We start from the raw sequence: 11,332 nt of genomic DNA, 5'->3' as shown, positions 1-11,332 counted from the left end.
CCCTCCGCCACACCGCCCGCGACTACCACCGGCCCCTACGAGCCCTCGGTCTCACGTGACGAACCCAGACAGATCCCGATCATGCAATGACCCTGGCTCCGGCATAGCCCACGGCTCGCGGCCAGGCGCCGGCATCGCTTGATCTCCGCGCCCGCGATGCAGGAGCTGGGTGGGGTGTAGGCGAGGAAACGCTGGGGGGATCGGTGGTGAGCGGCGGTGAACTCCGCCTCGCTCATCCCGCTGGCCCGGACGGCCTCCCGACAGGTTTGGCATCTGTTCTCCGGGGAGGGCAGTACCTGCAGACATCCGGGGGTGATGCACTCGTAGGCGGCGGTCAGAGGGTTGTCGGGGTCGCCGGTGAACAGCCAGTTCGCGCTGTCCCACTCGTTCTCCCGCCACTGTGGGTCGATCTTGCCCGCGAGGAAGACCTGCCACCGGTCCAGCCGGTCGTCGGTCGCCGCCTGTGAAGCGATGGAGACGACGGATGCGAGGTTGCCGTTCATGCTCGCTCCTCCTGACGGCGCTTGGCGGCCAGGCGGTCGACGGCGGCTCGCTTGTCTGTGTCGGTGGCGTGCACGTACGGATCCATCGAGGACGGGGAGACGTGGCCGAGGAGGTTCTGCACCACGTCCCGAGGGGTGTCGTTCCGGACCCACCGGGTCGCCGCGGTGTGCCGCAGCATGTGCGGCCGGGCGGCGAACCCGACCTTGGCCGCCAGCCGGTCGAAGAGATCCTTGGCGTTGGGGTAGCGCATCGGCCTCCCGAGCGGGGCCCGGAAGAGGTTGACGAACACCATGTCGCTCTCGGCGGCCTCGGATATTCGCTCGCGCTCGTAGGCGTACTCGGCGTAGAGCGAGACCAACCCCTCGTCCACCGGGATCCAGCGCGGACTACGGGACTTGGCCAGGGCCCCGTTGGAGTTCAGCCGGCGCCGCACGTGAATATGCGGCCCGAGCACGTGGCAGCCCAGCGAAGCCGAGGTGGACAGCAGGTGCATGTCCTCCCGGTGCAGGCCCAGGGCTTCACCGATCCGGACGCCCGTCGCTCCCAGCAAGGAGACCAAGAAGCGGTCCCTGGCCCGGGTGGTGGCGTTCACCAGCCGCTCGTACTGCTGGTCATCCAGCCACTCATAGCCCGGCACCGCGACGTTGAACTTGATGGTCTTCGCGTCGACGACGCGGTACTGGCCGTCCTCGCCGACGCTGTAGCCGGGCGGGAGGAATGACAGGTACTTCTCTTCCGACAGCATCGCGGCCGTCTCCGGTGCCACCCAGCCGTTCGGGACGCCGAAGCGCAGAAACTCAGCGACCGTGGTCAGGATCTGGTTCGCCGTCGCCTTCGAGCGGTAGCGCGGAGCCGAAGGAGCACGTCGTCCCCGGCGCGGCAGCGGTTCCTCCACGAGCCACCGCAGGAACCGCGACAACGGCGCAAATCCCGGAGCGGCCCAGTCCAAGCCGTGGGCCGCGCAGTACGTCAAATACAGCGCGACGCGGCCGGCGTACACGCGCTCCGTGTTGATCGAACAGTCCCGGGAACGGAGCGAGGCCACGTACGCGCTCGCCTCCCGGTGCAGATCGAAGTCGTCGGACGCGACAACCCACCGGACAGAACCACCATCGGATGAAACGGCCTTCTCGGCCTTGAAAGTACGTACGGACGCGTACGTACCAGACGTGCCAAACACCTAGCTGATACCTCTCAGGAACAGGGATACGGGCACACAATTCTCATGTGCCTCAGAAGTCCTAAGAGCTATAGATAACCACGGGGTATCGGCCTGCGTCGTGGCTGACCCACCCGGCCAGGGCCGCCAAGTCGGCGGTCGCCGCGAAGACCCGGGTCTTCAAGCTTTTCGGGACGCCGTCCTGGATGCGGCGGGCCACCTCGGCGAGCTGGGCGACGATCGCCGAGCGGTACAGGCCACCGCCCTTGGAGGCGTCTGCACGACCCTGAGGCCGCCGTCGTTCCCAAGCGCCGCGACCAGGCACCGGACAACACCGAAGCCGAGGCCGGGCGGGGGCTGTGGATTCTCGACGCGCTCGCGCCGGGCTGGACGGTGAAGCCGACTGAAGTCGGCAAGCAGATCACATGCGCCCTGTCCGTCCCGGCCCTGGTGGACGTCTGACACATCTTCCGGCCCGCACGACGGCTGCCCTTCTTGGGCCGCCCGTCGGGTCGGGGCCGCATGCCCGCCCCCGGCGCCCCGGGGATCGGCGTGCGGCGGGCACCCCTTCTTTTCCTTATTGAGGGCGGTGCCATTCGCGGTCCGGCCGCTGCCGCACCCCCCGTTGCCGGCGGCCGGACCGCCCCATGAAGCACTGCATGACCAACGCTACCTTCAGTCCCAACTGCGCTTTTCCTGGAGGTTTTTGATGGAGCTTGCTCCCACCCGCACGATTGGTGTCGATGCTGTCACCATACGGCCCGGCCGCCCGCTGGTCGGCACGGTCAGGGCGGACGGATCGAAGAACGCGGCCCTGCCGCTGCTGGCCGCCGCCGCGTCTCTGCGTCGCGGGGTGGTGCACCCACCTGCCCAGCGGAAAGTCCTTCGTCACTCCGACCTCGCCGGGCCCGGGCTGAAGGGCAATGACCTCCACGGCGGCCTGACCCGGCGCGTTCAGACGGCACCTCGGCCAACCTTGACCGTCCGGTCCGGCGGCCCGCGCAGACTCAACGGCCGAGGCCGCGTCCAGCAACGGTCAGGCGCTGGTCTTCTTGCGCATCTCGCCGCCGCGGGAGCGGAAGGTCACTCCGGCGTCGGCGAGGAGGCGGTGTACGCCGCCGTAGGAGCGGTTCGTGGCTTCGGCGATGGAACGGACGGAGTCACCCTTTTCGTACCGCTCTTTGAGTTCGGCGGCGACCTGGTCGCGGGCCGGGCCCGCCATGAGTTTGCGGGCCGGTGTCTTCCTGGACATCAGCGGATTTCCTTCCACAAGGCAGCAGATACCGCCATGATCGCGTGCAGTGGACGGCTGCGGCCACCGATTCGGCCGAACTGTTACTGCCCGCCGGTACGGTGGGCTCATCCACGGTGCGGCAGGTTGACGGGACGGTAGTCATGGCGGGCGAGATGCTGGTGACGGTGGTGGGCAATCTGACCGCCGACCCCGAACTGCGGTACACCAACTCGGGTATCCCCGTTGTTGGGTTCACGATCGCGTCCACCCCCCGCACCTTCGACCGCGAGCGCAGCGAGTTCGTCGACGGGGAGCCTCTGTTCCTGCGCTGTTCGCTCTGGCGCCAGGCCGCCGAGAATGCAGCCCAGTCGCTGCAGCGTGGGATGCGCGTCATCGTCAACGGCAGGCTCAAGCAGCGCACCTTCGACGACAAGGAGGGCCAGCGCCGCACCGTCGTCGAGGTCGACGCCGAGGAGGTCGCGGCCTCCCTCACCTACGCGAAGGCGGCCGTCACCAAGGTCACCCGCAGTGCCGACGACGCCCCGCCCCGCCAGGGACAGGCCCCTGCTGCGGAGTCCCGCCACGCCGGGCAGGCGCAGGCTCCCGCCGGTGGCGAGCCGCACCCGTTCTGAGTCCAGCGGCACCTGGAACGGTCCGCGGCCGTTGACCAGATCATGAGCAGGAGAAGATCACGGCGGCACCGCCGACCCGCCCCCGTCGCTGAGGTAGTCCCCGTGCAGCAGCCGTTTTCGATGGACGACCTCAAGCACGTACGCCTCGCCGCGTGGCAGGCGGGCAACCCGTTCTTCGAGCAGGGCCTGGTCGACGAGTCGCTCCCGCACCCTGTTCTGCGGGCGCGGCGTGCTCTTGATCGCCCATCGCATGGCGGCCCCGGCCCGGATGGCGCCCCTATCTCGCGTGGTTCGCGCCAGCCGGCGACGGCGCCCGGTTCACAGTCCTTGCGCACGCCGTAGAACACGCGGACGCAGGCTCGGCCCGCAAGGCGGCTGAGGCACTGGCGGCACGGATGTGCACCGGCCCGTGGCAGCAGGCACTCGGCCTCTTCGTCTCACCACCGCGCCGGTCTGCGGCCTGACGGCAAAGGCGCCGCGCGCTTCGGGCAGCTCTCCTGTCCCGCCGGCTGAGCTGGCATCTGGCGGCGTCGGCGGTGCGGCCTCTTGTGAGGTCGTATTGCCGATACCGTGTGGTGTCTACGGTGTCAAATAGCGGGCGCCGAAATCTGGAGGCAACACTTCATGCTGATTGCTCAGCGTCCGTCGTTGACCGAAGAGGTCGTTGACGAGTTCCGCTCCCGGTTCGTGATCGAGCCGCTGGAGCCGGGCTTCGGTTACACCCTCGGCAACTCCCTGCGTCGTACGCTGCTGTCCTCGATCCCGGGTGCTGCGGTTACCAGCATCCGTGTCGACGGTGTTCTGCACGAGTTCACCACGGTGCCGGGCGTCAAGGAGGACGTCACCGACCTCATCCTCAACATCAAGCAGCTGGACCTCTCCTCGGAGCACGACGAGCCGGTCGTGATGTACCTGCGCAAGCAGGGCCCGGCTCTGGTCACCGCCGCCGACATCGCGCCCCCGGCCGGTGTCGAGGTGCACAACCCCGACCTCGTCCTCGCCACGCTCAACGGCAAGGGCAAGCTGGAGGTGGAGCTGACCGTCGAGCGCGGTCGCGGCTACGTCTCCGCCGTTCAGAACAAGCAGGTGGGCCAGGAGATCGGCCGTATCCCGGTCGACTCCATCTACAGCCCGGTGCTCAAGGTCACGTACAAGGTCGAGGCGACCCGTGTCGAGCAGCGCACCGACTTCGACAAGCTGATCGTCGACGTCGAGACCAAGCAGGCCATGCGCCCGCGTGACGCCATGGCGTCGGCCGGTAAGACGCTGGTCGAGCTGTTCGGTCTGGCGCGCGAGCTCAACATCGATGCGGAGGGCATCGACATGGGCCCGTCCCCGACGGACGCCGCGCTCGCTGCCGATCTGGCGCTGCCGATCGAGGAGCTCGAGCTCACCGTCCGGTCGTACAACTGCCTCAAGCGCGAGGGCGTCCACACGGTCGGTGAGCTTCTCGCCCGCTCCGAGGCGGACCTCCTGGACATCCGCAACTTCGGTGCGAAGTCGATCGACGAGGTCAAGGCGAAGCTGGCCGGCATGGGCATGGGCCTCAGGGACAGCCCGCCCGGATTCGACCCGACCGCCGCTGCCGACGCCTTCGGCGCCGACGACGACGCGGACGCGAGCTTCGTCGAGACCGAACAGTACTGAACGCTTACCCGGGTCGCGCGGAGCCGGGAGTCGCCTCCCGGACCGCACGGCCAGTCAGGCAAACGACCACATCACGGCAGCTCAGATGCCCTGCCAGTCATATCCGTTGTTGTGCGGCAACCCCTATGGGAACCCCCGTCCCGGCCGGCGGCCAGCGCCGTGCGGGCCCGGTGGTCGATCTCGATGAGGTAGGGGGCGACAAAGCCGTGGTAGTCCGCTTCGCGCCTGGTCGGTAGATCCCGCCAGCCGGTGATGCGGCCACGGCAGTGGCGCGCACCGCACCGGCAGCGGGCGGCGAAGTAGTCGACCGAGTAGTTCCGCATCGCATAGTCGAAAGTGATCTCCTCGCCGGCGAGTATGGGTGCGCGGACGACGAAGTCGTGCGCACCGCTGGAATTGAGGCGGATCCCGCAGCGCTCGCAGACCGCTGGGGCACGGAGCCACACCCGCCTCGGGCAAGACCATCCGCGCAGGCCACCGCCGGCTGACAGCCACACGCCTCGGACGGGTAACCCCGCCGGAACTTCGCGTAGTACTCGGCGACGTCACCGCTGAATCCCAAAGTGATGGCCTCACCCTGCCCGCCGCGGGGGCCCTTGCCCGCCGACCGTCCTGGACTCCTGGCCGCCGTACCGGACCACGGCAGGAGACAAGGTAGCCGTCACACGGCTGCGCGTTCTGCGGTGATGGCTCATCTTCCTGTGCCACGACGTTGGCGGGGCTTCTCTCCACGTACTGCACGGGGTGCTCCTGCGGTGTGTGGCTGCCTCCCGCTCTGTGACGGCCGTACAGGCATCCCGCTCACTGAAGCCGGTGCATGGTCGGCGTGGGCGTCGCGTTTGACCAGGGTCGGTTGGACGTTGGTGCAGGTGGTGTCGAACGGGGCCGGGAAACGCTTTGCTGCGTCAGGTCGCTAGCCTGGCGGTATGTCAGAGCGTGTCATCGGGGCTCACGTGCGCGGCTTGATCACTTTGGGCGCCGCCGATGTTTTGTGGGCCGAGTTGACGGCCGGCAGTGCTGTGCCTGCGGCTTCTGCGGTGTTCACCGGTTCCCCCACTGTTGCCCGGGGTGGGTACGTCCTGCTCGGTCGGCGCGTGGTGGCGACGGTGAACGCGAGTAACGGCGGGAGTGTTCCGGAGATCGAGGTACGTCGGGCGGCGGCGGAACTGAGCGCGGTGGGCATGGACTGCCGGGATCTGGTCCGTATCGGGCCGTTTGGTAGCGCACCGACACCGCAGCCGGAGCACGATGAGGGAACGTCGTTGCGGTGGCGCGAGCGTATCGCCCGGGAAATGCAGAAGCCGGGCGGCTCTGAGCGGGCAGCGCGAGATGGAGGCCGCCGGTCGTCCCATCTGGCGGGGGTCGACTGGCGGCAGATCCTTGTGGAGCGGTCCGGTGACGGGACGGCGCGGTCTTGGTGGCTGCCGCGTACGGTGGTCAGGCTGCTGGACACAGCGGAGCACACCGAGACGCAGTGGCTGCACACCGCGCGGACCCGCCGCACGGACAACGCGGTCATCGAGCCCCCGCCCCACGATGGGCAGGCCCAAGCCGCCGACGCCCGGCGGACGACAAGCCGAAACCTTCCAACCGTCCCGCTGCGCCCCTACCGTGGGGAGTTGCAGGGCCACGTGTACTCGGTGCTGAGCAGGAAGCCCGGTATTTCCCGCAAGGTGGCTGGGTGGGCGTGCGCGGTCTGCGGCACCGCACCTGCCGCGGTGCTGGACCATTGCCATGAACATGGTTATGTCCGTGCCCCGGTCTGTCAGTCCTGCAATACACAGGAGCGGCCCGATCACCTGTACAGCAACGACATCCGCGTGGCCGGCCACTACACACGCCTCTTCGACACCCACGCCGCCGACTGGCTCCGTCACTGGCACCGCTGCCCCGGCTGCCGCGCCCGCACCACCCTGCCGCTACCACACCTCGCCGCGTGGACCGCCTACGTAGCGTGCCGCACGCAGCGCCCGACCCACCGCGAGGCTCGCAGTTCCCGCGGACGCAAACCCTGTGGGGCCCTGCGGGTGTCCTGGACGGGCAGTCACCACGCGCCCCACACCTGTGTTCTCACGGTCGTCGTCGACTTCTGCCCTTCGGGTGAGCACCGTGTCCTGGCGCACGTCCCCTACCGTGAAGCTGCTGAACAGTTCCGTACCTGGCTGGCCGAGACCGTCCCGGCCGTGGCCGCCGTGGCCGGACCCGACCGTATCGACGACCTCCCCACCCACTTCCGGCCCGTCATCGCAGACACCAGCAGTGAGGGCCAGGCGCTGTTCTGAAGAAGGGCCACCAAGCCCCGGCACCCCGTACCCGCCCAGCGCCAGTTCGCAGCCCACCCTGACGCCCGCGTCCCGCCGATTCTTCACTGTCCGCGGGGGTGCCGGGTGGCTGCGGCGCGGGCGCGGGCGGCGTCGGCGGGGCGGATGCCTTGGCTGATGGGATCGATGCCGATCAGTTCGCGGTGCAGGCGGCGGATGCGCACGGACAGGTCGAGACGGAGGCGGGGGCGTTTGTCGCGGACCTCAGCGACGGTGCGGGCGTGAACACCCAGCCGGTGGGCGAGTGCGGCGGTGGGCCAACCGGCTCGTGCCAGGTCGGCCAGCAGCCGGGACGATTCGGCGGAGCAGGTCAGGCCGGGTGCGCTGGGTTCGCGGCGGGCGGGCATGGGGATTCCGAGTACGGCGTCGGCGGTCGTGCGGGCGATGTCCCGGACCGCCTGGCCCGGTTCCGGGACGCGGAGCACCCGGCGGACCAGGGTCACCGAGAGGCCGGCTCGGTCGGCGATGTCCTGCGCGGACATGCCCCGTTCACGCAGCCGGACAGCCCACCGGGCCGCCGCATACGGCGGGACGCGCGCGGGAAGACCACGCAGACGCTCCTGCCTGCGCTGACGCCGGGCTTTCAGTGCCGCCTGGAGGCACTCGGTGCGGGTGCAGCCGTAGTCGGCACAGGATGCCTGGCCGTGACGGACAGTCGACCGCTGCGGCCGACGCTGCACGACCGGCCCGGCCGGGACGGAGGCGGACTGTTCTGTAGAAAGCGGCATGGTGATTCCTGCTGCGAGTTCGTGGTGCCGGCCAACGGTACGCGCCCACGCGGACAAAACGGCCCCACGCCTGGAATCCGCCGACGCCGCGCCCTGTCAAGAACGGAGTGCCCGTCACTGCTGGAGCCGGCGGTCGTGCGTACACCGTCGCGGTGTTGTCGGGTCTGACGGTTCTGGCCGGTCTATTCCTGTTCGGGGGCGAGGGACCGGGCCGCGTCGCATTCGATGCAGGCTGCCGCGCGGGGCTGTTGGAGCGCGGCAAGAGCCTCATCCCGGGTGAGTGTCTGGTCGCTTGGAACGCAGCCGACGACGTGGAGGAGCGTGGCGCCCGGATGCCCGGGACGGTGGGGCAGATACTGCAGAGCCCATGCGGGCGGACGTCCCTGAGACAGACTGCCCGTTCCGGATACCCGGTGGGTCGGGACGTGCTCGTAGGAGACACCGGGTACCGGACGTGCGTGCGCGGGAGGCACCCAGGCTCGCTGCTCGGCAGGTTCGGCGGAGCCGTTGGCGCCGTCCTGCCACACCAGGATTCCTACCTGGTAGAGCCAGCCGTCCTGCACCTGCCGACGGGCATGCAGCCGTCCGCGGATTTCCTGAGCGTCGGGGAGTACGACAAAGATCGACGGCACGCTGTGGGCGATGCTTCCCTGGTCCACGATGAGCTCTTTGCTCCCTTTTCGCCTGATTGCTGGTCTTGGATCCTTAGACCGGTCACAGTTGCCCCTCGCTCGGTCTTCCTTGATCCATTGCACAGGACGACGTCCTGCAAAAGATAGGCGGCGTGTTCGGCGACCTGCGCCGGCAGGGAGTGAGCGGGACAGGCCCCGGTTCCCGTGACGGGAAGTGACATGGCCGGAGCGGCGAGTTGCCTTTGACGGCCTGCCGCGTTCGATGAGAGCCGCGGCGCTGGAAGCCATCGATGAGGGCCAGGACGCGAAACACGCGCACGCCGAGGTCTGGGCACTGAACGTAGCGGTCCGTGACTGCCGCACCGACCGCGTTCACCTGTACGCCGACCAGGCCTCCTGAAGGCCGGCCGTCGCACAGCCGCCACGGCCAGGCGGGTCCGGGAGAGATGGGCCCCTCCTGGTTCGTCGCCATGACGACGGCTGCCTACGGCATCGCCGTTTCGGTGGTGCGGCGGTGTTCGGCGTTGAGGCGCTGGGCTTCCTCGAGCTGGTCCTCAAGGATGACGATGCGACAGGCCGCCTCGATCGGAGTGCCCTGGTCGACAAGTTCCCGGGCGCGGGCGGCGATGCGCAGCTGGTAGCGGGAGTAGCGGCGGTGGCCGCCCGCGGAGCGCAGCGGGGTGATCAGGCGGGCGTCTCCGATGGCACGGAGGAAGCCCTGGGTGGTGCCGAGCATCTCAGCGGCCCGGCCCATCGTGTAGGCGGGGTAGTCGTCGTCATCGAGTCGGCCGTACGAGTCGTCTGCTGTCATCGCACCTCTTTCGTGGAACGCCTGGAGGGGCCCTGGCGCTATCTCCGCCAGGGCCCCGAAGGAACTGCTACACCATCTGCCGGCCCTGATACTGCGCCGGCCTTCTCTGTCCGCACCAACTCACGGGGGATGAGAGCGTGTGCGAGGATCGCGGTTGCTCGACCGGAGACCACCTCACTATCGATGTCCTTCGGTACCCGGGCCCATTCATTCCACCCGGGCGATCCTGATGGCGCCTGGCTCCTCCGTTCTTTCCCTCTTCAACCAACTGGTACTGCTTTCCTGCTCACTGCTGATACTGCGTACTTCTCGTGGCCTGTCCCAGCGCCACTCTCCGGCAGCCAGCCCCGTCGCCTGTCCTGCATCTGCTCTGGCTTAGAACCCCACTGCCGGACCTCCCGGTGCGCGCGCCCGCAGCCGACGCCTTCACCGAGGTACCACTCACTGACTTCACTGCTGGGTTCTTCGAACTGCACTTACCGGTGCTGCAACTGCTTCAACTGCGATCCTGCTTGCGGTGGCCCCTGATCACTGCGGGCCACCCGGTCCGGTCGTCAGTCCCGTCGCCGTCCTGCAACAGCCCTTGGCTTCGAAACTCCACCGCCGTACCACCCTGCCAACTGCGTTGCTGCTGCCAGGCAGTTCGTCTCTGCCCGGCCTTGTCGATCTCCGTTACGAGAGAAACCATAACCACACCCACACCTCAATGTCTACTCCAGCCGACATAGGTTTCCTCCTGTGCGGCAGCGAGGCAGTCGCCTTCGAACGGGTCAGGGAGCAGGCGCTAGACGATCTCCCGGCCGCGCGCGGGGTGAAGGGCTTTGTCGTCCCGTCTCGACGCGCGACGGCGAGCGCTATGCCGAGAGCGGTCCGAGGTGACTTCAGTGGTGGTTGTGGTGGGTGCGAAGAGGTTCACCAGTTCCACGATGGGCACGTGGGCGTCTGCTGGATGGCGGAGGGTGCCGGTCAGGCAGAGGGTGTAGCGCGTGCGCCGTCCGTCGCGGGCGCGGCGCAGGTAGCCCGCCGGCTCGCGATCGGCGACGATGTTCTGGGCGGTGCGTTCGGTGATGTCGCAGGCTGCGGCGATGTCGCGAAGACGGGGTGCAGCTTCGCGTGCGATGACGAACAGCACGCGGGCATGGTTGGTCAGGAACTCCCATCTCCCGGCCCGCTCGTTCATCTGCGCCCTGCCCCTTCGCCGCTGTCCCGGGCAGGAATACCCGCAACAACTTTCCGGAAACAGGCATTCTCGGCGTGGGGTGCCGGAGGGTTTCGGGGTAGCTGGAGTGGGCACGGGGCGGCCCGCTCGCCGGTCGCGTGCTGAAAACCAACAACACCCGCTGTGCCGGAGGCTGGCTCACGGTCGTGAGGCCGACTGGGGCAACTGGGGCCTGTACCTCCCCGTACACCGCGACACGGCGACTGGCATCGTCCTGGCGGAGGTCCGGATCACCATCCCGCGCCGACGGTAGCTGTCGACCTCCCCGCCCGGCCGCAGTCGCTGCAACACCGCACTGCGAAACCGAGGCGGTTGCACCCTGACCTGCTGCGTCATGATGAGGGGCGGGCGGGCGGGGGTGGGCGGCCGCCCCCCATGCGGGCGCCGCAGGGGAGGGCCACGGCCCCCGGCGGGGGGGGGGGGCGGCCGCCCCGGAGCCCCCCCC

At 68.8% G+C, this 11,332-nt stretch carries 12 protein-coding genes and 1 pseudogene; 5 read left to right on the top strand and 8 right to left on the bottom strand.

Annotated elements, in window-relative coordinates:
* Positions 1-35: 35 nt before the first annotated feature.
* Both ABZV34_RS34800 and ABZV34_RS34795 read right to left on the bottom strand, forming a co-directional pair.
* Positions 36-503 (bottom strand): hypothetical protein, encoded by a 468-nt coding sequence (locus ABZV34_RS34800; RefSeq protein WP_356285816.1) that lies wholly within the window; start codon positions 501-503, stop codon positions 36-38.
* Positions 500-1,684 carry a tyrosine-type recombinase/integrase gene (locus tag ABZV34_RS34795; RefSeq protein WP_356285813.1) on the bottom strand — a complete coding sequence of 395 codons (1,185 nt, stop codon included), beginning with the start codon at positions 1,682-1,684 and terminating at the stop codon, positions 500-502. The genes ABZV34_RS34800 and ABZV34_RS34795 overlap by 4 nt, the downstream gene beginning before the upstream one ends.
* Before the next feature lie 688 nt (positions 1,685-2,372).
* Here ABZV34_RS34795 and ABZV34_RS34790 point away from each other — a divergent pair.
* Positions 2,373-2,519, top strand: a pseudogene (locus ABZV34_RS34790) (UDP-N-acetylglucosamine 1-carboxyvinyltransferase); the annotation flags it as partial.
* Positions 2,520-2,699: 180 nt separating this feature from the next.
* Here the strand turns inward: ABZV34_RS34790 and ABZV34_RS34785 are convergent.
* A complete protein-coding gene (locus ABZV34_RS34785) occupies positions 2,700-2,915 on the bottom strand; it encodes a helix-turn-helix domain-containing protein (protein WP_356285810.1) in 216 nt (71 codons plus the stop codon).
* Positions 2,916-3,058: 143 nt separating this feature from the next.
* On the opposite strand from ABZV34_RS34785, the gene ABZV34_RS34780 reads away from it, so the two are divergent.
* Positions 3,059-3,529, top strand: coding sequence for a single-stranded DNA-binding protein (locus ABZV34_RS34780; protein WP_356285807.1), 471 nt, complete (start codon positions 3,059-3,061; stop codon positions 3,527-3,529).
* Positions 3,530-3,586: 57 nt separating this feature from the next.
* On the opposite strand, the gene ABZV34_RS34775 is transcribed toward ABZV34_RS34780, so the two are convergent.
* Positions 3,587-3,781: a hypothetical protein gene (locus tag ABZV34_RS34775; protein ID WP_356285804.1), complete on the bottom strand. Its 195-nt coding sequence runs from the start codon at positions 3,779-3,781 to the stop codon at positions 3,587-3,589.
* Between the two features lie 372 nt (positions 3,782-4,153).
* Between ABZV34_RS34775 and ABZV34_RS34770 the strand changes: the two genes are divergently transcribed.
* Both ABZV34_RS34770 and ABZV34_RS34765 read left to right on the top strand, forming a co-directional pair.
* Positions 4,154-5,176 carry a DNA-directed RNA polymerase subunit alpha gene (locus tag ABZV34_RS34770; RefSeq protein ID WP_356285801.1) on the top strand — a complete coding sequence of 341 codons (1,023 nt, stop codon included), beginning with the start codon at positions 4,154-4,156 and terminating at the stop codon, positions 5,174-5,176.
* A gap of 1,292 nt (positions 5,177-6,468) precedes the next feature.
* On the top strand, positions 6,469-7,458 hold the full coding sequence (locus ABZV34_RS34765; RefSeq protein ID WP_356285798.1) for an endonuclease domain-containing protein: 990 nt from the start codon (positions 6,469-6,471) through the stop codon (positions 7,456-7,458).
* An 83-nt stretch (positions 7,459-7,541) separates the two neighbouring features.
* Here the strand turns inward: ABZV34_RS34765 and ABZV34_RS34760 are convergent, their stop codons facing one another.
* Together ABZV34_RS34760 and ABZV34_RS34755 are read right to left on the bottom strand one after the other, a co-directional pair.
* Positions 7,542-8,225 (bottom strand): hypothetical protein, encoded by a 684-nt coding sequence (locus tag ABZV34_RS34760; protein WP_356285795.1) that lies wholly within the window; start codon positions 8,223-8,225, stop codon positions 7,542-7,544.
* Between the two features lie 182 nt (positions 8,226-8,407).
* Positions 8,408-8,884 carry a DUF6233 domain-containing protein gene (locus ABZV34_RS34755; RefSeq protein WP_356285792.1) on the bottom strand — a complete coding sequence of 159 codons (477 nt, stop codon included), beginning with the start codon at positions 8,882-8,884 and terminating at the stop codon, positions 8,408-8,410.
* A gap of 235 nt (positions 8,885-9,119) precedes the next feature.
* Here ABZV34_RS34755 and ABZV34_RS34750 point away from each other — a divergent pair, with 235 nt between their 5' ends.
* Positions 9,120-9,257: a hypothetical protein gene (locus ABZV34_RS34750; protein WP_356285789.1), complete on the top strand. Its 138-nt coding sequence runs from the start codon at positions 9,120-9,122 to the stop codon at positions 9,255-9,257.
* A gap of 84 nt (positions 9,258-9,341) precedes the next feature.
* Here the strand turns inward: ABZV34_RS34750 and ABZV34_RS34745 are convergent, their stop codons facing one another.
* Positions 9,342-9,668, bottom strand: coding sequence for a MerR family transcriptional regulator (locus ABZV34_RS34745; protein ID WP_356285786.1), 327 nt, complete (start codon positions 9,666-9,668; stop codon positions 9,342-9,344).
* Between the two features lie 784 nt (positions 9,669-10,452).
* Entirely contained in the window at positions 10,453-10,848 is a 396-nt protein-coding gene (locus ABZV34_RS34740; protein ID WP_356285783.1) for an AsnC family transcriptional regulator, read from the bottom strand.
* Between the last annotated feature and the right edge of the window lie 484 nt (positions 10,849-11,332).

It is taken from the genome of Streptomyces sp. NPDC005195, from assembly GCF_040608315.1.
Lineage (GTDB): Bacteria > Actinomycetota > Actinomycetes > Streptomycetales > Streptomycetaceae > Streptomyces > Streptomyces kaempferi.
This window is presented reverse-complemented; position numbering and strand designations above follow the sequence as displayed.

Excerpts from the sequence above, each read along its gene's own strand:
- ABZV34_RS34740 (WP_356285783.1), bottom strand. The coding sequence starts at position 10,848 with ATGAACGAGCGGGCCGGGAGATGGGAGTTCCTGACCAACCATGCCCGC.
- ABZV34_RS34770 (WP_356285801.1), top strand. The coding sequence starts at position 4,154 with ATGCTGATTGCTCAGCGTCCGTCGTTGACCGAAGAGGTCGTTGACGAG.
- ABZV34_RS34780 (WP_356285807.1), top strand. The coding sequence starts at position 3,059 with ATGGCGGGCGAGATGCTGGTGACGGTGGTGGGCAATCTGACCGCCGAC.
- ABZV34_RS34775 (WP_356285804.1), bottom strand. The coding sequence starts at position 3,781 with ATGCGATGGGCGATCAAGAGCACGCCGCGCCCGCAGAACAGGGTGCGG.
- ABZV34_RS34745 (WP_356285786.1), bottom strand. The coding sequence starts at position 9,668 with ATGACAGCAGACGACTCGTACGGCCGACTCGATGACGACGACTACCCC.
- ABZV34_RS34760 (WP_356285795.1), bottom strand. The coding sequence starts at position 8,225 with ATGCCGCTTTCTACAGAACAGTCCGCCTCCGTCCCGGCCGGGCCGGTC.
- ABZV34_RS34765 (WP_356285798.1), top strand. The coding sequence starts at position 6,469 with ATGCAGAAGCCGGGCGGCTCTGAGCGGGCAGCGCGAGATGGAGGCCGC.
- ABZV34_RS34785 (WP_356285810.1), bottom strand. The coding sequence starts at position 2,915 with ATGTCCAGGAAGACACCGGCCCGCAAACTCATGGCGGGCCCGGCCCGC.
- ABZV34_RS34800 (WP_356285816.1), bottom strand. The coding sequence starts at position 503 with ATGAACGGCAACCTCGCATCCGTCGTCTCCATCGCTTCACAGGCGGCG.
- ABZV34_RS34750 (WP_356285789.1), top strand. The coding sequence starts at position 9,120 with ATGAGAGCCGCGGCGCTGGAAGCCATCGATGAGGGCCAGGACGCGAAA.